Source organism: Amorphus sp. MBR-141 (genome assembly GCF_053628695.1).
This window is the reverse complement of record NZ_JBRJGW010000031.1, coordinates 19,282-37,376: the sequence shown is the minus strand read 5'-3', so window position 1 is coordinate 37,376 and position 18,095 is coordinate 19,282. Positions and strand designations below refer to the sequence as shown.

General features: G+C 69.4%; 17 protein-coding genes. 11 read left to right on the top strand and 6 right to left on the bottom strand.

Annotated elements, in window-relative coordinates:
- A partial coding sequence (locus ACSSVZ_RS25405; RefSeq protein ID WP_453973617.1) for a helix-turn-helix domain-containing protein occupies positions 1–338 on the top strand: 338 nt, incomplete at its 5' end.
- Between the two features lie 116 nt (positions 339–454).
- On the opposite strand, the gene ACSSVZ_RS25400 is transcribed toward ACSSVZ_RS25405, so the two are convergent.
- Entirely contained in the window at positions 455–1,354 is a 900-nt protein-coding gene (locus tag ACSSVZ_RS25400) for a LysR substrate-binding domain-containing protein (RefSeq protein ID WP_453973615.1), read from the bottom strand.
- 160 nt (positions 1,355–1,514) lie between these two features.
- On the opposite strand from ACSSVZ_RS25400, the gene ACSSVZ_RS25395 reads away from it, so the two are divergent.
- From ACSSVZ_RS25395 to ACSSVZ_RS25375, 5 genes are all read left to right on the top strand, one after another.
- The gene (locus ACSSVZ_RS25395; protein ID WP_453973613.1) at positions 1,515–2,747 is read left to right on the top strand and encodes an aromatic ring-hydroxylating oxygenase subunit alpha; all 1,233 of its coding nucleotides are present in this window, start codon (positions 1,515–1,517) and stop codon (positions 2,745–2,747) included.
- A 5-nt stretch (positions 2,748–2,752) separates the two neighbouring features.
- A complete protein-coding gene (locus tag ACSSVZ_RS25390; protein WP_453973611.1) occupies positions 2,753–3,820 on the top strand; it encodes a 2Fe-2S iron-sulfur cluster-binding protein in 1,068 nt (355 codons plus the stop codon).
- A gap of 24 nt (positions 3,821–3,844) precedes the next feature.
- A complete protein-coding gene (locus ACSSVZ_RS25385; RefSeq protein WP_453973609.1) occupies positions 3,845–5,884 on the top strand; it encodes an oxidoreductase in 2,040 nt (679 codons plus the stop codon).
- 140 nt (positions 5,885–6,024) lie between these two features.
- Positions 6,025–6,783 carry an SDR family oxidoreductase gene (locus ACSSVZ_RS25380; protein WP_453973607.1) on the top strand — a complete coding sequence of 253 codons (759 nt, stop codon included), beginning with the start codon at positions 6,025–6,027 and terminating at the stop codon, positions 6,781–6,783.
- A gap of 192 nt (positions 6,784–6,975) precedes the next feature.
- A complete protein-coding gene (locus tag ACSSVZ_RS25375) occupies positions 6,976–7,563 on the top strand; it encodes a YdeI/OmpD-associated family protein (protein WP_453973605.1) in 588 nt (195 codons plus the stop codon).
- A 49-nt stretch (positions 7,564–7,612) separates the two neighbouring features.
- On the opposite strand, the gene ACSSVZ_RS25370 is transcribed toward ACSSVZ_RS25375, so the two are convergent.
- The 5 genes from ACSSVZ_RS25370 to ACSSVZ_RS25350 all read right to left on the bottom strand — a co-directional run bounded on the left by ACSSVZ_RS25370 (position 7,613) and on the right by ACSSVZ_RS25350 (position 12,596).
- Positions 7,613–8,656 (bottom strand): quinone oxidoreductase family protein, encoded by a 1,044-nt coding sequence (locus tag ACSSVZ_RS25370; RefSeq protein ID WP_453973603.1) that lies wholly within the window; start codon positions 8,654–8,656, stop codon positions 7,613–7,615.
- A gap of 47 nt (positions 8,657–8,703) precedes the next feature.
- Positions 8,704–9,636: a DUF6282 family protein gene (locus ACSSVZ_RS25365; RefSeq protein WP_453973601.1), complete on the bottom strand. Its 933-nt coding sequence runs from the start codon at positions 9,634–9,636 to the stop codon at positions 8,704–8,706.
- A gap of 56 nt (positions 9,637–9,692) precedes the next feature.
- The gene (locus ACSSVZ_RS25360; RefSeq protein ID WP_453973599.1) at positions 9,693–10,970 is read right to left on the bottom strand and encodes a TRAP transporter large permease; all 1,278 of its coding nucleotides are present in this window, start codon (positions 10,968–10,970) and stop codon (positions 9,693–9,695) included.
- Positions 10,967–11,470 (bottom strand): TRAP transporter small permease, encoded by a 504-nt coding sequence (locus ACSSVZ_RS25355; protein WP_453973597.1) that lies wholly within the window; start codon positions 11,468–11,470, stop codon positions 10,967–10,969. Before ACSSVZ_RS25355 ends, ACSSVZ_RS25360 begins: the two co-directional genes overlap by 4 nt.
- 121 nt (positions 11,471–11,591) lie before the next feature.
- On the bottom strand, positions 11,592–12,596 hold the full coding sequence (locus ACSSVZ_RS25350) for a TRAP transporter substrate-binding protein (protein ID WP_453973595.1): 1,005 nt from the start codon (positions 12,594–12,596) through the stop codon (positions 11,592–11,594).
- 272 nt (positions 12,597–12,868) lie between these two features.
- On the opposite strand from ACSSVZ_RS25350, the gene ACSSVZ_RS25345 reads away from it, so the two are divergent.
- From ACSSVZ_RS25345 to ACSSVZ_RS25325, 5 genes are all read left to right on the top strand, one after another.
- A complete protein-coding gene (locus ACSSVZ_RS25345; protein ID WP_453973593.1) occupies positions 12,869–13,672 on the top strand; it encodes an IclR family transcriptional regulator in 804 nt (267 codons plus the stop codon).
- A 99-nt stretch (positions 13,673–13,771) separates the two neighbouring features.
- Positions 13,772–14,875 carry a hypothetical protein gene (locus ACSSVZ_RS25340; protein ID WP_453973591.1) on the top strand — a complete coding sequence of 368 codons (1,104 nt, stop codon included), beginning with the start codon at positions 13,772–13,774 and terminating at the stop codon, positions 14,873–14,875.
- Entirely contained in the window at positions 14,872–16,179 is a 1,308-nt protein-coding gene (gene hisD, locus ACSSVZ_RS25335; RefSeq protein ID WP_453973589.1) for a histidinol dehydrogenase, read from the top strand. Before ACSSVZ_RS25340 ends, hisD begins: the two co-directional genes overlap by 4 nt.
- Complete coding sequence (locus tag ACSSVZ_RS25330; protein WP_453973587.1) at positions 16,176–16,958, top strand: SDR family NAD(P)-dependent oxidoreductase; 783 nt, start codon at positions 16,176–16,178, stop codon at positions 16,956–16,958. The genes hisD and ACSSVZ_RS25330 overlap by 4 nt, the downstream gene beginning before the upstream one ends.
- Before the next feature lie 169 nt (positions 16,959–17,127).
- Entirely contained in the window at positions 17,128–18,078 is a 951-nt protein-coding gene (locus tag ACSSVZ_RS25325; protein WP_453973585.1) for a D-2-hydroxyacid dehydrogenase, read from the top strand.
- The last annotated feature ends 17 nt before the right edge of the window (positions 18,079–18,095 follow it).

The window sequence follows — 18,095 nt, the reverse complement described above, 5'->3', positions numbered from 1 at the left end:
TTCTTCCGGGGCATGGAGCGTCGGCCTGTCTCGTTGATCCGACCCCCTATGAATCACGCAACAGACGCCTTGGGAATCCTTCTCAAACGCGCTCTGACGGATTCAAGCACGTGCACGAGACGACACTCTCTGAATACATAAAGCAAAAGAAACTCGAGACGGCCTACAGCCTGCTCGAGCGCGGAGATCTGTCGGTTGCCTCCGTCGCGCAGCGCGTGGGATACACGCCCCCTTACCTTTCCGTCGCGTTTCGGGAAAGATTCGGATGCTCGCCGCGCGCCATCAAGCAGCGGAGACCGCGTTTGAACGACTGCCATCCAAAGGCGGGAACCCTTTGAGGCTCGCGACCTCGCCGAACCGGAAGGCCGAAGCTCGACATCGCCACGCTCCGCCTGCGGCCGGGCCGCGGCGGTGTGTCGGGGTGCCGTCGCCGCCGATCGCCGATGGCCGCCTCTCAGCCTGATGGAGGCGGCGGGATCTGCGCGGCGCCGAGCCAGTCGCAGAACGTCCGCGCCTCGGCCGAGGCGCGCGGGTGCACCTTCAGGAAGAAGGGGTGCGGGGAGACGACCCGGTCGGGCACGAGCTCGATCAGCCGGCCGTTGTCCAGCAGCGGCCGCACCAGTCCGTCCCAGCCGAGCACCGCGCCGACGTCGTCCTGCGCCAGCTGCAGGGCGATCATGTAGTTGTTGACGGCGGAGCGCCGGCCTGTCGGGGGGCCGTGGCCGAGGTCGGCGAACCAGTCGCCCCATCCCGTCCAGCGGGTCTCGTCGGTGGTCAGATGGATCAGCGGCGCCGCCAGCAGGTCCGCGGTGGTGCGGATCCGGTGCTGGGCCGCATAGGCCGGCGACCCGAGCGCCATGATGCGGTCGCGGAACAGCAGCCGGTACTCGCCGCCGTCGTCGGGCACGGGGCCGTAGTGGATGCTGAGGTCCGCCCCGGCCCGCACGGTGTCGATGTCGCTGACGATCTGCGAGACGACGACGCCGGGATGGCTCTTCCAGAACGCGGCGATCTGCGGGGTCAGCCAGAACGAGCTGACCGCGGTCGTCGCCTGCACCACCACGTCTTCCCGGTCGGCGCGGCCGCGGATGTCGAGCACCGCCTCCGACATCCCCTCGAAGCCCCGCCGCAGCGCGACGAACAGAAATGCGCCCACCTCCGTCAGCTCCACGCCGCGATGGTGCCGCCGGAACAGCGGCCGCGCCAGCTCCGTCTCCAGCGCCTTGATCTGGTGGCTGACCGCGGCCGGCGTCACGTTGAGCTCCGAGGCAGCCGACTTGAAGCTCTGATGCCGCGCCGCCGCCTCGAAGCAGACCAGCGCCGTCATCGACGGAAGATCGTAGGGGGCCGCCACGATGTCGCACCTCGTCCAATCGCCGTCGGAAACAGAATACGTGAACTGAGCTAACTCAACTTGAAAATTTCTGCCGTTGTCAACTGCGCTTCTCCGCCGGCACGATTGAGTCCTAGTAATTCCAATGTAGCCGGTTCGACCCGTGATGAGAGCCCCCTCGATGCGCCCCGATCTCAGCGATCTCCTCGCCCGCCGGCAGCCGGGCCATGGGCTTGAGCAGCCGTTCTATGGTGATCCGGAGATCTATGCGGAGGACCTGGAGCAGATCTTCTACCGCGAATGGCTCTACGCCGTTCCGGCCTGCCAGCTCGGCCGGCCGGGCGCCTACGCGCGGCTCCGGATCGGCGCCTGCGACATCGTCGTGGTGACGGGAACCGACGGCGCGATCCGCGCCTTCCACAACAGCTGCCGCCACCGCGGTTCGATCCTCTGCAAGGCCCGCGACGGCCAGGTCGCCAAGCTCGTCTGCCCCTACCACCAATGGACCTACGAGCTCGACGGCCGCCTCCTCTGGGCGCGCGACATGGGCGCGGACTTCGACCCCTCCCGCCACGCGCTCCGTCCGGTGCACGTGCGCGTGCTGTGCGGCCTCGTCTACGTCTGCCTCGCCGACGCGGCCCCCGACTTCGACGAGTTCGCGCAGATTGCCGGCCCCTACCTGGAAGTGCACGGGCTGGAGCGGGCCAAGGTCGCCCACGTCTCCACCATCGTGGAGCGGGCGAACTGGAAGCTCGTCTGGGAGAACAACCGCGAGTGCTATCATTGCGGCGGCACCCATCCGTCGCTCTGCCGGTCGTTCTCCCTCGACCCGGAAATCGCCGGCGTCTCGGCCGACGGCTCGATCTCGCCGCGGCTGCAGGCCCATTTCGACCGCTGCGAAGCGGCGGGTGCGCCGGCGCGGTTCCGGCTGGCCGGTCCGGCCGGACAGTTCCGGCTGGCGCGCATGCCGCTGCAGGAGACTGCGGTCAGCTACACCCTCGACGGCAGGGCCGCCGTCGCCCGTCCGCTCGGGCGGGTGGGCCTTGCCGATGCCGGTTCGCTGCTGATGTTCCACTATCCGTCCACCTGGAACCATTTCCTGCCCGACCACGCGCTGACCTTCCGCGTCACCCCGATCGGCCCGCAGGAGACCGAGGTGACCACCACCTGGCTCGTCGACCGCGATGCGGTGGAGGGCGTCGACTACGACCTGTCGCGGCTGACGGAGGTGTGGCTCGACACCAACGACGAGGACCGCGAGATCGTCGAGGCGAACCAGCAGGGCATCAACTCGCCGGCCTACCGGCCCGGCCCCTACAGCCCGGTGCAGGAATCGGGTGTGGCGCAGTTCGTCGACTGGTACGCCGCCCGCCTGGCCCACGCGCGCGCGCCCTGCGCCGTCGCGGCCGAGTGACGGCGATGAACGCCCACGCCGCGCCGACGCTGGCGTTCTGGACGGACCGCGAGCCGCTCGAGTGCGTGTCCTTCCTGCCGGAGGCGCCGGACGTGGTGACGTTCACCTTCCGGGCGCCCTCGGGATCGCTCTTCAGCTTCGTGCCGGGCCAGTTCCTGACGCTGGAGCTGCCGGTTCCCGGCGGCCCGCTGCACCGGACCTTCACGATCTCCTCGTCGCCGTCGCGGCCGACGTCGCTGACGATCACCGTCAAGGCCCGGGCGCAGTCGCGCGCCACCCGCTGGATGCTCGACGCCCTGCGCCCCGGCATGCGGCTGAAGACGACCGGCCCCGGCGGCAGCTTCTCCTATCTCAACGTCGCCGCGCGCAAGCACCTGTTCATCTCCGCCGGCTCCGGCATCACGCCGATGATGTCGATGGCCACCCACATGTTCGACGCCGGCCACGACCCGGACATCGTCTTCGTCAACTGCGCCCGCCGCCCCTCCGAGATCATCTTTCGCGAACGGCTCGAGCACATGGCCTCGCGCAGCACCGGCATCGCGCTGGCCTGGGTCGTCGAAGGCACCGATCCCTATCGCCCCTGGACCGGATACCGGGGGGTCTTCAACCAGCTCATGCTGGGCCTGATGGCGCCCGACTATCTGGAGCGCGAGGTGTTCTGCTGCGGCCCCGAGCCGTTCATGCAGGCCGTGCGCGAGGCCCTGTCGGGTCTCGGCTACGACATGGACCGCTATCACCAGGAGAGCTTCCACGCGCCGCTGCCGCAGACCGGGGCGCGGCCGGACGACGTCACCCCCGACGAGGGCGCCTCGGCCGAGGTGGCGTTCGCCGCCTCCGGTTTGACGGCCCGGTGCACCGAGACCGACACGCTGCTCGCCGCCGCCCGCTCCGCCGGGCTCGTGCTGCCGTCGGGATGCACCTTCGGGGTCTGCGGCACCTGCAAGGTGAAGAAGCTCTCCGGCCAGGTCCACATGGTCCACAACGGCGGCATCACCGACGAGGACGTCGCGGCCGGCTACGTGCTCGCCTGCTGCTCCAATCCGATCGGCCGCGTGACGATCGACGCCTGATCCGCCCGCACCATGGAACACCTCATGTCGCATGATCCGCTGTTTCAGCCCTACACGCTCAAGCATCTGACGCTGAAGAACCGGCTGATGATCTCCTCCCACGAGCCCGCCTATCCGGAGGACGGGATGCCGAAGGAGCGCTACCGCGCCTACCACGTCGAGCGGGCCCGGGCGGGCGTCGGCCTGACGATGACGGCGGGGTCGGCGGCGGTGGCGCGCGACAGCCCGCCGGTGTTCAACAACATCCTCGCCTGGAAGGACGAGGTCGTCGGCTGGATGCGCCAGCTCGCCGACGCCTGCCACGACCACGGCTGCGCGGTGATGATCCAGCTGACCCACCTCGGGCGCCGGACCCGGTGGGACAAGGCCGACTGGCTGCCCGTCGTCTCGGCCGGCCACGAGCGCGAGCCCGCCCACCGGGCGTTCCCCAAGAAGGTCGAGGACTGGGACATCGCCCGGCTCGTCGGCGACTACGCCGACGCGGCGGAGCGGATGCGCGCCGCCGGTCTCGACGGCATCGAGATCCAGGCCTACGGCCACCTGATGGACCAGTTCTGGTCGCCTTTGACCAACGAGCTCGCCCCTCCCTACGGCGGCCCCGCTCTGGACGACCGCCTGCGCTTCACCTTCGAGGTGCTGGCGGCGATCCGGCAGCGGTGCGGCCCCGACTTCATCGTCGGCGTCCGCTACACCGGCGACGAGCAGCTCGCCGGCGGGCTGACCCGGCAGGACGGTCTGGAAATCTCCCGCCGGCTCAAGGACAGCGGGCTCGTCGACTTCCTGAACGTCGTGAGGGGCCACATCGACACCGATGCCGGGCTGACCGACGTCATCCCCGTCCAGGGCATGGCGTCGGCGCCGCACCTCGACTTCGCCGGCGACGTGCGCGCCGCGACGCAGTTCCCCACCTTCCATGCCGCCAAGATCCAGGACGTCGCCACCGCGCGCCACGCCATCGCGTCAGGCAAGCTCGACCTCGTCGGCATGACGCGTGCCCACATGGCCGATCCGCACATCGTCGCGAAGATCCTGCGCGGCGAGGAGGACCGCATCCGCCCCTGCGTCGGCGCCAACTACTGCCTCGACCGGATCTACCAGGGCGGCATGGCGCTCTGCCTCCACAATCCCTCCACCGGCCGCGAGCTCGAACAGCCGCATCAGATCGACCGCGCCGGCACGCCGCGCCGCATCGTCGTCGTCGGCACCGGGCCGGCCGGGCTGGAGGCGGCGCGGGTGGCGGCGGCCCGCGGCCACGAGGTGACCGTCTACGAGGCCGCCAGCGACCCGGGCGGCCAGATCCGCCTGACCGCCCGGACCGCGCGCCGCCGCGAGATGATGCAGATCATCGACTGGCGCATGGCCGAGTGCACGCGGGCGGGGGTGCGGTTCCACTTCAACACGCTGGCCGACGAGGCGCTCGTGCTGGCCGGCGCGCCGGACGTGATCGTCGTGGCGACCGGCGGCCTGCCCCACACCGACGTGCTGAAGGAGGGCAACGCGCTGGCCGTCTCCGCCTGGGACATCCTGTCGGGGGACGCGGCGCCCGGCGAGAACGTGCTCATCTACGACGATGCCGGCGACTATCCAGCCCTGCAGGCGGCCGAGACGATCGCCGCCACCGGGGCCAGGGTCGAGATCGTCACGCGGGACCGGGCCATCGTCCCGGAAGTCATGGCGATGTCGCTGACCCCTTCCCTGCGCATCCTGCAGGCCCTGGACGTCACCTTCACGCCGAGCTGGCGGGTGGATGCGGTGCGCCGCGACGGCAATGGGCTCGTCGCCACGCTCGGCAGCGACTACGGCGCCTTCACCCGCGAGCGCCGGGTCGACCAGGTGATCGTCAACCACAGCACGCGGCCGCTGGACGATCTCTATTTCGACCTGAAGGACGGCGCCCAAAACCTCGGCGAGGTCGACTACGAGGCGTTGATCGCCGGCCGGCCCCAGACTGCCGCCCGCAATCCGGACGGGCGCTACCAGCTGTTCCGCATCGGCGACGCCGTGGCGGCGCGCAACACCCATGCCGCCGTCTACGACGCGCTCCGTCTCGTCCGCACCCTCTGACCCCCGGGGCATCCGCGCACCCGCCGGCGGCGCAGCGCTCGAGCTCGTCCGGGGAGGTGCTGCACCGCGTGCGAAATCGGGTCGCGACGTCCTGCTCCTGATGGTCAGGTCCGCCCATCTTGGACCTCGGGAGACACGCCATGGAACTGGCAGACAAGACGATCATCATCACGGGGGCGAGCAGCGGGATTGGCGCCTCCGCCGCCGCACTGTTCGCCTCGGAAGGCGCCGAAGTCGTGCTCGGTGCGCGCCGCTCCGTCGAACTGGAGGCCGTCGTCGACGGTATCATCGCGAGCGGTGGACGGGCGACCTGCCTGGCCGGCGATGTGCGGGACCAGGCCTACTGCGAAGCGCTGGTCGAACACGCCGTTCAGGCATTCGGGAAACTGGACGGCGCCTTCAACAATGCCGGCATCGTCGGAGAGATGGTATCGGTGCCCGAGATGAGCATCGAGAACTGGAACGACGTCGTTGCGTCGAACCTCACCTCCGCCTTTCTCGGCGCCAAGGCGCAGATTCCCGCGCTCCGTCGGCAGGGGCGCGGAGCCATCCTGTTCACCTCGTCCTTCGTCGGCGTCAGCAACGGTGGATTGCCCGGGATGGCTGCGTATGCCGCAACCAAGGCCGGGTTGATCGGGCTCATGCAATCCCTTGCGTCCGACCATGCGGCGGAGGGGATTCGCATCAACGCCCTTCTGCCCGGGGGGACGGTGACGCCAGCCGGCGGGGAAGGAAATCCCGACGTGCTGGACTTCATCTCCGGGCTGCACCCGATGAAGCGGATGGCCACCCCCGGAGAGATCGCGCAGGCGGCACTCTTCCTGCTGAGCGACCGGTCGTCGTTCATGACGGGGAGCCCCACGATCGCCGACGGCGGGATGTCAGTCCGCTTGATCTGACGCCCTCCTCTCAAGACCGGGACATCGGATTGACGGGAATTGGCTCCAGCTTCAAACCTTGGAGCCATTCCTTGTCCGGTCGGATCACCGCGGTCGGAGGGAGGCATGCCGGGCGGATCGCCCGCTCCGCATGAGGCGGCGGCGATCACGCCGCCGCCGCCGGCACGGAAAGACGCGCAGGGGAGATCCGGAATGAGCAAGGCGCAGCCGTCGGTGCAGGAGTTGATCGATCAGCCGAACTGGCAGCAGGAACGTCGCATGCTGAGGTCGCTCGCCCTTGAGGGCGGGCTCCAGGAGGCGGTCAAATGGGGAAAGCTCTGCTATCAGCGCGACGGCGCGAACGTGGCGATCATCTACGGCCTCAAGCACTATTGCGCGCTCGGCTTCTTCAAGGGCGCATTGATGCCCGACGATGCCGGTCTCCTGGTCGCGCCGGGCGACCACTCGCAAGCCATGCGTCAGCTTCGCTTCACCGACCTTCAGTCGATCGTCGACAGCGAGCAGACGATCCGGGCGCACATCGAGCAGGCGATCCAGATCGAAAGCGACGGGCTCAAGATCTCGTTCGATGAAAAGGCCGACATCGCGCACCCGGAAGAGCTTCTGGAACACTTCGAGGCCGATCCGGAGTTCCGGTCGGCCTTCGAGCGGCTGACGCCCGGGCGGAAGCGGGCCCACATCCTGAAGTATGCCCAGGCCAAGCAATCGGCGACCCGCAAGTCGCGCATCGCCCGATCACGGGACAACGTCCTTGCCGGGAGGGGCCCGGAAGGCCGCTGACGGTCGCGAGGCGTCTCGCCGGGGCCGGTCGACCGGTTCGGAAACGACCCTACGGCACCAGCACGATCGCGCCGGCGTGCGCGCCGCTTTCCAGGCGCCGGTGGGCGTCGGCCGCCGCGGAGAGCGGCATCACCGCGTCGACATGGGGCCGGATCACGCCCCGGAGGCACAGCCCCAGCAGTTCCGACGCCATGCCCTGATAGTCCTCGGGTGCGCGGATGTGATCGCCCATCGCCAGCCGCCCCACCGAAAGCGAGCCCTTCGCGGCGAGGGCCAGCAGGTCCACCGCCGGCGGCGGCCCCGAGGCGTTGCCGTAGCTCACCAGCTTGCCGAACGGCCTCAGGCAGTCCAGCGAGCCGAGGACGGTGTCCTTGCCGACCCCGTCATAGACCGCCGCGACGCCGCCCGGGCAGAGACGGCGCACTTCGGCGACGAAGTCGGTCTCGCGGTAGAGGATCGTCTCGTCGCAGCCGTGCGCCGCCGCGATCCGGGCCTTCTCCGGCGTGCCGACGGTGCCCAGCACCCGGGCACCGCACTGCTGCGCCCACTGGCACAGGATGAGCCCGACGCCGCTTGCGGCCGCATGGACGAGGACGGTTTCGCCCGCAGCGGGCCGATGAAAGCGGTGGATTGCCGACGACGCCGTGAGGCCCTTCATGAGGATGGCGGCCACGTCGACGTCGCTCAGCCCGGCCGGCAGCGGAATCAGCCGGCCAGCCGGCACGGCGCGATAGCACGCGTAGGCGCCGGTATCGGCGAAGAAGGCGCCGCCCATCCCGACATAGGCGACCTTGTCGCCGGGGCGGACCCCGTCCACCCCGGCGCCGAGCGCGACGACCTCGCCCACGGCCTCGTTGCCCGGAATGACCGGCATCGCGCCCGGGCCGCTGCGATAGAAGCCGCCGCGGCGCGCGTTCACGTCGGAGAAGTTGACGCTGATGGCGGTGTGACGCAGCAGCACCTCGCCGCGCGCCGGCGCGGGAATGGGGATCATCGCCGCTTCGAGAACCTCCGGGCCGCCGAACCGGTGATAGACGATCGCGGCGGCGCGTTGCTCGTCCGGTCCCGGTGGTGGCGCGGCGCTTCCCGTCATCTCCGGTTCCATCTCAAAGGCCGCGCCGATCCGCCCACCCCATCGGGTCAGACGATCCCGGCCAGCGCACAGGGGTTCGTGGCGATCATCTTGCGGACATCCTCGGGGCTGTAGCCGAGGTCGAGGCAGATGCCGATCACCGACCGGAATCCGGCCACCGGGCTCGGGTTGCCTTCCTGGCCGAGGTCGGAGCCGAGGATGGTCTTGTCGACCCCCGCCGCCTGGATCAGCTGGTCGAGCAGCTCCGGCTCGTAGAACAGGAAGAACGACCCCGGCGCCCACATGCAGACCGAGTGCTCGATGTAGGCGCCCATGCCGGCGAGCGTGGCGATATCCGCCATCGTCGCGTCGACGACGAAGGTCGGGTGATTGACGAGCAGCCGCTTCACGCCGTGCGCCTTGGCCACCTCGAAGAGCTTCAGGATCTCCGAGACGTGCAGGTGGCCGCCCGACAGCACCAGGTCGTAGGCGGCGATCATGTCGAGGATGACCTTCACCTCGTCCTTCACTTCGCCCGCCTCGTCGAGCACCGTCAGCGGCCGCGGGGCGAGAACGTCCTGCACCGTCTGCGGAAACTTCGTGTCGAAGTGGTCGTCGCCGTGGTGATGGCGGATGTGGTTGGCGGAGGAGAACGTCGGCATCCACACCAGGCGGGCGCCGAGCTTGATGCCGTGGTCGACGGCGTGGGCATTGAAGTCGCCGGTCGTATTGTTGAGCGGCACGCCGGACAGCATCTGCACGCCGAGATGGCCGAACTGCTTGTTGAGGAGTTCGGTGACCGGCGTCGCGGAATAGAAGTGATCCTTGACCAGCACGGCCTTCAGGCCGGCTTCGGACGCCTCCCGCATCGCCTCCAGATGGTCGATGCCGCGCGGCATGACCGACGGACCGCTGTGGCAGTGCAGATCGACGGCACCTTTCATCAGCTCGGTGATCAGGGCCTCGCGATCGGCGGCGACGGCAGGTTCGGTCTCAGACATGGCGCAACTCCCAACTGCACAGCGAACCACGGCGCGCGTGGTCCGGCCGTCCCGCCCTACTCGACGATGAGGTTCGGCAGGAACAGGACGATTTCCGGAACGAAGGTGATCAGCATCAGCACCGCAACGGCGATCAGCAGCATTGGCAGCGCCTGGATCGACACCTTGTCGACGCCGATCTTGGCGATGCTCGACACGATGAACAGGCACAGGCCGACCGGTGGCGTGACGAAGCCGATGAGCACGTTGAAGACGACCATCACGCCGAGATGGACGGGGTCCATGCCCAGCACCTGGCCGATGCCGACGAGCGCCGGCACCGTCAGGATGAGGATCGCCGCGGCATCGAGCACCATGCCCAGGAACAACAGCACGATGTTGACCAGGATGATGACGACGATCGGGTTCTCGCTGATGGCGAACAGTCCGGCGACCACCTGCTGCGGCACCCGCTCCATCGCGAAGATGAAGGAGGCGATGTTGGCCATCGCCACCAGCATGAAGATGGCCGACGACAGCACCGCCGTGTTCAGCAGCGCCTTGCGCAAATGCCGCCAGCCGAGATCGCGGTAGAAGATGCCCGCCGCGAGCAGCGCGTACATCACCGCCACCGCCGCCGCCTCGGTCGGCGTGAAGACGCCGCCCCGGATGCCGACGACGATGATCAGCGGCAGCACCAGGACGGGCAGCACCTGGATGGACGCCTTGACGAAGGCACCGAGCGTGGGAGCGGGAAAGCGCGGATAGTTGCGCCGGTGGGCGATCCACGAGGCGTACGCCGTCAACCCGATCGCCAGCAGGAAGCCCGGCACGATGCCGCCGACGAACAGCCGGGCGATCGACGTGCTCGACAGCGCCCCGAAGATCACCATCGCGATCGACGGCGGGATCAGAGGCGCCATGATCGAGCTCATGCTCATCAGGGCGGCGGCGTAGCTGGTCTGGTAGCCCTGGCGCTTCATCTCGGGGATGAGCACCGAGCCCAGCGCCGCCGCGTCCGCCGCCGCCGACCCGCTGACGCCGCCGAACAGCAGGCTCGACCAGATCGCGGTCAGCGAGACGCCGCCCCGGAAGCGGCCGACGAGCACGTTGGCGAAGTTGAGCAGCCGGGTGGTCAGCCCGCCGACTTCCATCAGGTTGCCGGCGAGGATGAACAGCGGGATCGCCAGCAGCACAAACTGGTCGGTGCCGGCGAACATGCGCTGGGGCAGCACCAGCAGGAAGTGGAACTGCCCGGTCGCCACGAAGTAGGCGAACATCGACACGCCGATGACGAAGACGATCGGCGCTCCGAGGATGAGGAGCACCAGGAAGGTGATGAGAAGCGCGGTCAAATCATGCCCTCATTGGTGCCTTCGTCGGGGGCATCGCCCTCGCCGACGAAGAAGGACGCGACCACGTGGAGCGCCATCAGGATGCATCCGACGGGTACGCACATGTGGATCCAGACCATCGGCACGCGCAGCGCGGTGGCGTAGTCGAAGCGGGTGCGCCAGGCGAAGTCGAAGCCGTACCAGGCGACGACCAGCAGGAAGCCGATGATGACCACCCGCACGAGGCTGGTGGCGATCAGCCGGGGCCAGTGCGGAAGCGCGTCCACGACCAGGGTCAGTCCGAGCATCTCGCCCCTGGAGTAGGCGAGGCCGGCGAGCGCGAAGGCGCTCCAGGCCATCATGAAAAGCATCAGCTCTTCCGACCAGAACAGCGACGCGCCGACCACGTAGCGGAAGAACACCTGCAGGATCGCCAGCACCGAGATTCCCGCGATGACGAGGATCCCGAGCGCTTCCATCAGCGCGATGTAGAGGGCGGCAATGCGCTTCGCCGTGCCCATCGGGCCATCTCCGGGACGAGCCGCGGAGCGGTCGCCCGGACGGGCGGCCGATCGGCGGCGGAGGGAAATCGGAAAGGGGCAGGCGCGCCGAACCGGCCGGCGCGCCCGGAGATCGGGCGGCTCAGTCGGCCTTCTGGCCGATTGCCTTCGCCTTCGCCACGAACGGCGCGATGGTGGGATCGGAGTCCATGTAGGCGTCGTAGACCGGCTGCACGGCCTCGATCATCTGCTGGCGCATCTCCGGCGTCGGCTCGACGAAGGTGACGCCGGATTCGTCCTCGAGCTTCTTCATCAGGTCCTTGTCGTACGCATCGAGTGCCTGGATCTGCGGCTTCACCGTTTCCAGCGCCGCCGTGTGCAGGATCTGCTGCTGCTCCGGCGTCAGGCTGTCGTACTTGGCCTTGTTGATCATCAGCAGGCCCGGCCAGAAATAGTGGCCGGTGAGCAGCACCTGCTTGGCGACTTCGGAATATTTCTCCGCCGCGATCGACGAGATGTTCGTCTCCACCGCGTCGAGCGCGTGGGTCTCCAGGCCGGTGTAGACCTCGCCGTAGGCCATCGGGGTCGGGTTGGTGCCCAGCGCCTTGAAGACGTCGAGATGCAGGCGGACCGGCGCGACGCGGGTCTTCAGGCCCTTGAAGCCGTCCATGGAGGTGACCGGCTTGTCGACGGTGAGGAAGTGGCGCTGGCCGCCTTCGTAGATGGTCAGCGCGATCGCGCCGCTCTTGCCGAGGCCCTCGTAGAGCGCCTGCGCTTCCGGCGTCACCACCAGGTCGGCGAACTCGGAATAGCCGTCCACCAGGAACGGGAACTGCAGCGCGTTGACGCCGGGGATCTGGTCGGCCATCGCCGACGACGAGTTGATCGTCATGTCGACGGTGCCGAAGCGCACGCCCTCGGTCAGCTCCTTCACGCCGCCGAGCTGCCGGTCGGGAAAGATCTGGATGTCGATCGAACCGTTCGACAGCTCGTCGACCTTCGCGGCGAAGCGATCGGCGGCATCGTTGAACGGATGCGGCTTGAACGACGACAGCCCCAGCCGGAGCGTGACGTCCGCGGCCTGGGCCGACGTCAGCGCGACGGCCACCGCCCCGCAGACAAGTGCGGTCTTCAACAGGACTTTCATGATGGGCACCCTCCCTTTGCGTTTTGGTCTTCGCGTTCCATTGTCGAGAACCTTGTTTTCAAATAAGGTATGGAGCCTTCACGAACCTGTCAATCCGCTGAGCGGGCGCTGCCGCGAGGCTCTCCCGCAGTGCGGCATCTTCCTCAGCCAAAGCGCCGAATCCGGCGGATTTCATCCGGGTAGGGCTCGTGGACCTCCGCCGCGCCGGGATGGCGTTGACGGAATTTTCGAAACCTCGTACCGTCACCGAGAACAGTAAGGGTTGCAGCCTCATGGGAGACGAACCGGGTGAGCAGGGCGTGCGCGCGGCGCAGACGACGCTGCTCGTTCTCGAGACGATCGCGTTTGCGGAGGAGCCGCTCGGCGTGACGCAGATCGCGGCGCGGGTCGGCCTGTCGAAGGGCGCGATCTTCCGCCACCTGCAGGGGCTGGTGGCGCGCGGCTACATCGCCCAGGAGCCGGTCAGCGCGCGCTACCATCTGGGCGTGAAGGCCTCCCTCATCGGCCGCCTCGCGCCGCCCCTCAACGATCTCGCCGGCGCCGCCGACGGCCCGATGCGCGAGTTCCGCGACGCCACCTCGATCACCACGGTGCTGACCACGCCGACGGCCCACGGCGCGCTGGTGCTGTCCACCTCGATCGCCTCCCACAAGATCGAGATCGGCGTCCGGCGCGGCAGCGAGCTCGCCTTCCATTCCTCCGCCCAGGGCAAGGTCATGCTCGCCTTCGGCCCCTCGCCGCTGCTGCCGCGCATCCTGCGCGAGGAGCTCGCGCCGCTGACCCCCTACACCATCACCGATCCCGAACAGCTGCGCGCGGAGGTGGCCGCCGCCGCCGAACAGGGCTACGCGGTGGCCCCCGAAGAGGCCCTGCTCGGCATCAACGCGCTGGCGGCGCCCGTTTTCGGCCTCCACGACGAATTCGTCGCCGCGGTCGCCCTCGTCGGCTCGATCCAGTTCCTGCCGCGCGACCCGCCGCAGGACCTCATCGACGCCGCGCGCGAGATGGCGCAGGCGATCTCCCACAACCTCGGCCGGGGCATCGTGCCCTGGAGCCGCAAGGCGCAGGCCGGATGAGCTGACCACGGCCGCCGGCATCGCCATCGCCGCCCCCGGGGTCGGCGCGCGGCCTGAGACGAGACGACAAGACCAACAAGCACGAGGGCGGACCCAGGAATGGCGATCGATCTGTCGACGCGTATCGGCGACATAGAGCTGAAGAACCCCATCATCGCCGGCTCGGCCGAGCACCTGACCTACGAGACCGGCATGCGCCGGGCGCTTCAAACCGGGGTCGGCGCCGTCGTCACCAAGTCGGTGAACGAGGTCGAGGCCAGCCGCGACCAGATGGAGCGGGCGGAATACACCCTGCTCGACGAGAACTGGGACCCCGTGCCGTGGGACCCGTCGGCGCCGCGCTCGGCAACCGTCGCCTGCCGGTCGGGCCTGTCGCCGTTCGAATTCGAGCCCTGGCTGGAGCAGACCGTCCGCCTCGATGCCGAGGCGAAGGCGATGGACGCCTACGTGGTGCCCAGCGTCATCCTCGGCCAGCTCGACGCGGCGGTGGCGATGGCGAAGGCGATCGAGGCCGCCGGCCTGCGCGTCATGGAGTTCAACATCGGCACGCCCTATGCCAGCCAGACGGCGAAGGGCAACGTCGCGACCGAGCTGTCGCCCGACCGGCTCGCCGAGCAGGTCGCCGCGGTCGCCGGCGCGGTGTCGATCCCGGTCTGGGTCAAGACGACGGGCCAGAGCGAACGGGTGCCCGTCCTCGCCCGGTCCGCCTTCGACGCCGGCGGCAGCGCCACCATCATGGCCGGGCGCCTGCTCGGCTTCATCCCGGATCTGGAGACGCTGGAGCCGGTGTTCGGCACCAGCCTCGGCATCGGCGGCTACTGGAACCTGCCGATCACCTGCCACTGGCTGGCAATGACCCGCAAGGCCATCGGCCCGGACAGGCCGCTGATCGGCATCAACGGTGCCCAGACCGGGCGCGACGTCGCCCGGATGATGCTGTCCGGCGCCAGCGCGGTGGAAATCGCCTCGCCGGTGATGGTCTACGGCTTCGAGCTCCTGGAACGCGCGCTCGCCGAGCTCACCGCCTTCCTCGAGGAGAAGGGCCTCGACGCCCGCGACCTCGTCGGCCGGGCCGCCGACCAGCACAAGACGTTCATGCAGATGCCCCGCATTCCCGGAAACTGGCGCAACTACATCCCGGACGAAGCCCAGCCCGATGGCGCAACCGCCCCGGGCTCCGTGCGCGAGGGGTCGGCCCGATGATCCGCGTCCTCAAGTCCGGCCGCACGCCGGAGGCCTCCGCCGCCGACGCGGCCCGCACCAAGGCGACGGTCGAGGGCATCCTCGCCGACATCGCCGAGCGCGGCGACGCGGCGGTCCGCGCGCTGTCGGAGAAGTTCGACAACTGGTCGCCGGCGGATTTCCGCCTCAGCGAAGCGGAGATCGAGGCGTGCATCGCCGCGGTGCCGGCGCGCGACCTGGAGGACCTCAAGTTCGCCCAGGCGCAGATCCGGAATTTCGCCGAGATCCAGAAGGGCGCGCTGCAGGACGTGGAGGTGGAAACCCTCCCCGGCGTCATCCTCGGCCACAAGAACATCCCGATGCAGAGCGTCGGCTGCTACGTGCCCGGCGGCAAGTATCCGCTCGTCGCCTCCGCCCACATGGGCGTGCTGACGGCGAAGGTGGCCGGCGTCGAGCGGGTGGTGGCGATGACACCGCCGTTCCAGGGCAAGCCGGCACCGGCCGTCGTCGCGGCGATGGCCATGGCCGGCGCCGACGAGATCTACCTGCTCGGCGGGATCCAGGCGATCGCCGCGATGGCGCTCGGCACCGAGACGATCGATCCAGTCGACTTCCTCGTCGGCCCCGGCAACGCCTTCGTGGCGGAAGCCAAGCGCCAGCTGTTCGGCCGCGTCGGCATCGACCTCCTGGCCGGGCCAACCGAAACCCTGATCATCGCCGACGACAGCGTCGACGCCGAGATCTGCGCGACCGACCTGCTCGGCCAGGCCGAACACGGGCCCAATTCGCCGGCCGTGCTGCTGACCAGCAGCGAGCCCCTCGCCCGCGCCACCATGGACGAGGTCGAGCGGCTCTTGGACATCCTCCCGACCCGCGAGATCGCCCGCAAGGCCTGGGACGACTACGGCCAGGTCATCGTCTGCGACACGATCGACGAGATGGTGGCGGAGGCCGACCGGATCGCCTCCGAGCACGTGCAGGTGATGACGCACGACCCGGACGTCTTCCTCGCCCGCATGCGCAACTACGGCGCCCTGTTCCTCGGGCCCCGCACCAACGTCGCCTATGGCGACAAGGTGATCGGCACCAACCACACCCTGCCGACGCTCGGCGCGGCGCGCTACACCGGCGGCCTGTGGGTCGGCAAGTTCATGAAGACCTGCACCTACCAGAAGGTGCTCACCGACGAGGCTTCCGCCCGCATCGGCGAAGTGTGTTCGCGGCTCTGCATGCTGGAGGGCTTCGCCGGCCACGCCGAGCAGGCCAACGTCCGGGTGCGCCGCTACGGGGGCAGGAACGTGCCCTACGCCGGGGCGGCGGAATGACCGACGGCGCCGGGTCCGGGCTGCCGCGCACGCCCTCGTTCCGTCTCGACGGACGCCGGGCGCTGGTGACGGGAGCGGGACGCGGGCTGGGACTGGCGTTCTCGGCGGCCCTCGCCCAGGCGGGCGCGCACGTCGTGCTGGCCGCCCGCTCGCGGGGCGAGATCGAGGCCGCGGCCGAGCGACTGCGCGCCGAAGGCGGATCGGCCGAGGCGCTCGTTCTCGACGTCACCGACATCGCCGCAACGCGCGCGGCGCTCGACGCCCTGCCCGCCTTCGACGTGCTCGTGAACAACGCCGGCACCAACCGGCCGAAGCCGCTGACGGAGATCACCGAGGACGACTACGACGCGATCGACGGCCTCAACCTGAAAGCGGCGATCTTCGTCACCCAGTCCGTTGCCCGGCAGATGATCGCCGAAGGGCGCCGCGGCTCCATCGTCAACGTCTCCTCGCAGATGGGACACGTGGGCGGCGCCAACCGCACCCTCTATTGCGCCACCAAGCACGGCATCGAGGGCTTCACCAAGGCCGCCGCCATCGACCTCGCGCCGCACGGCATCCGGGTCAACGCGATCGCGCCCACCTTCATCGAAACCCCGATGACCCGGCCGTTCTTCGAAGACGCCGGGTTCAAGGCGAGCGTGCTGGCCAAGATCAAGCTCGGCCGCATCGGTAGGGTGGAGGACGTCATGGGCGCCGTGGTCTACCTGGCCGGCGACGCGTCCGCCCTGGTCACCGGCACGTCGCTGGTCGTCGACGGCGGCTGGACCGCCGAATAGCGCGCCCGGCGCGCCCGACCGGACACGTCGCCCCTGCACGTCCTGCTGAGACCCGCTGGTCCGGCCGGCCGGGGACTTGCCCGACAGATGGAATCCGGGGTCTTTTCCCCTCGACCAGGCGCTTCGGCCCGATCGATGGAAACGGCACCGGCAGATGAGGAGAACCGACATGCGGATCGTCTACTGGGCACGCATCCCCCTCGCCCGCCAGCTCATCACCGGTCATCTCGGCGCCCGGACCGACGTCGACCTGTCGGTGGTGGAGAGCCTCGACGACCTGCTCGCCGCCATTCCCGGCGCCGCGGGCCTGGTGCTGGCCGATGCGCCGGAGGCGGAGGCGCGCCGCATCGTCGCCGCGATCGCGGCGGCGGGAACGGTCAGGTGGATCCACTTCGTCACCGCCGGCCAGGAAGGCTTCGATGCCGCCGGCATGCCGGCCGGCGTCCCCGTCACCCGGCCGGGCCTGGGCGTCTCGCCCACCGTCGCCGAGCACACTTTGGCGCTCATCCTCGCGCTCCTGCGCCGGGTGCCGGAGATGGTCGCCTCCACCCGCGAGGCGCGCTGGGACCGCGGCGTCATGCAGCGGCTCGCCACCCTGGAGGGCATGACCGTGGCGATCGTCGGCTTCGGCAATGTCGGCCGCGAGATCGCCGCCCGGCTCCGGCCGTTCGGCGCCGCGATCATCGGCGTCCGCCGGTCGGGCGCGCCCGATCCAGGCGCCGACGACATCGTCACCCCGGACCGGCTGCGCGAGATCCTGCCCCGCGCCGGCGTGGTGGTGCTCGCCATGCCCCAGACGGCCGAGACCGAGCATCTGTTCGGCGCCGCCGAGTTCGCCGCGATGCGCCCGGACGCCATCCTCGTCAACGTCGCGCGCGGCGGCGTGGTCGACCAGGACGCGCTGGTCGCCGCGCTGCAGTCCGGCCGGATCGCCGGTGCCGGCCTCGACGTGACCACTCCGGAGCCCCTGCCCGCCGGCGATCCGCTCTGGACCTGCCCGAACGTGCTCATCTCCAGCCACATCGCCGGCGGCGGCAGCCAGGCGAGCCGCGAGCGGATCGCCGACGACGTCGTCGCCGCGCTCGACCGGCTCATCGCCGACGGAACGCTCGCCGCCTGAGCGGCCGAAACAGGGAG

Coding starts and splice junctions, on each gene's coding strand:
- ACSSVZ_RS25385 (WP_453973609.1), top strand. CDS start 3,845: ATGTCGCATGATCCGCTGTTTCAGCCCTACACGCTCAAGCATCTGACG.
- ACSSVZ_RS25330 (WP_453973587.1), top strand. CDS start 16,176: ATGACCGACGGCGCCGGGTCCGGGCTGCCGCGCACGCCCTCGTTCCGT.
- hisD (WP_453973589.1), top strand. CDS start 14,872: ATGATCCGCGTCCTCAAGTCCGGCCGCACGCCGGAGGCCTCCGCCGCC.
- ACSSVZ_RS25390 (WP_453973611.1), top strand. CDS start 2,753: ATGAACGCCCACGCCGCGCCGACGCTGGCGTTCTGGACGGACCGCGAG.
- ACSSVZ_RS25375 (WP_453973605.1), top strand. CDS start 6,976: ATGAGCAAGGCGCAGCCGTCGGTGCAGGAGTTGATCGATCAGCCGAAC.
- ACSSVZ_RS25395 (WP_453973613.1), top strand. CDS start 1,515: ATGCGCCCCGATCTCAGCGATCTCCTCGCCCGCCGGCAGCCGGGCCAT.
- ACSSVZ_RS25340 (WP_453973591.1), top strand. CDS start 13,772: ATGGCGATCGATCTGTCGACGCGTATCGGCGACATAGAGCTGAAGAAC.
- ACSSVZ_RS25325 (WP_453973585.1), top strand. CDS start 17,128: ATGCGGATCGTCTACTGGGCACGCATCCCCCTCGCCCGCCAGCTCATC.
- ACSSVZ_RS25370 (WP_453973603.1), bottom strand. CDS start 8,656: ATGACGGGAAGCGCCGCGCCACCACCGGGACCGGACGAGCAACGCGCC.
- ACSSVZ_RS25380 (WP_453973607.1), top strand. CDS start 6,025: ATGGAACTGGCAGACAAGACGATCATCATCACGGGGGCGAGCAGCGGG.
- ACSSVZ_RS25355 (WP_453973597.1), bottom strand. CDS start 11,470: ATGGGCACGGCGAAGCGCATTGCCGCCCTCTACATCGCGCTGATGGAA.
- ACSSVZ_RS25365 (WP_453973601.1), bottom strand. CDS start 9,636: ATGTCTGAGACCGAACCTGCCGTCGCCGCCGATCGCGAGGCCCTGATC.
- ACSSVZ_RS25350 (WP_453973595.1), bottom strand. CDS start 12,596: ATGAAAGTCCTGTTGAAGACCGCACTTGTCTGCGGGGCGGTGGCCGTC.
- ACSSVZ_RS25345 (WP_453973593.1), top strand. CDS start 12,869: ATGGGAGACGAACCGGGTGAGCAGGGCGTGCGCGCGGCGCAGACGACG.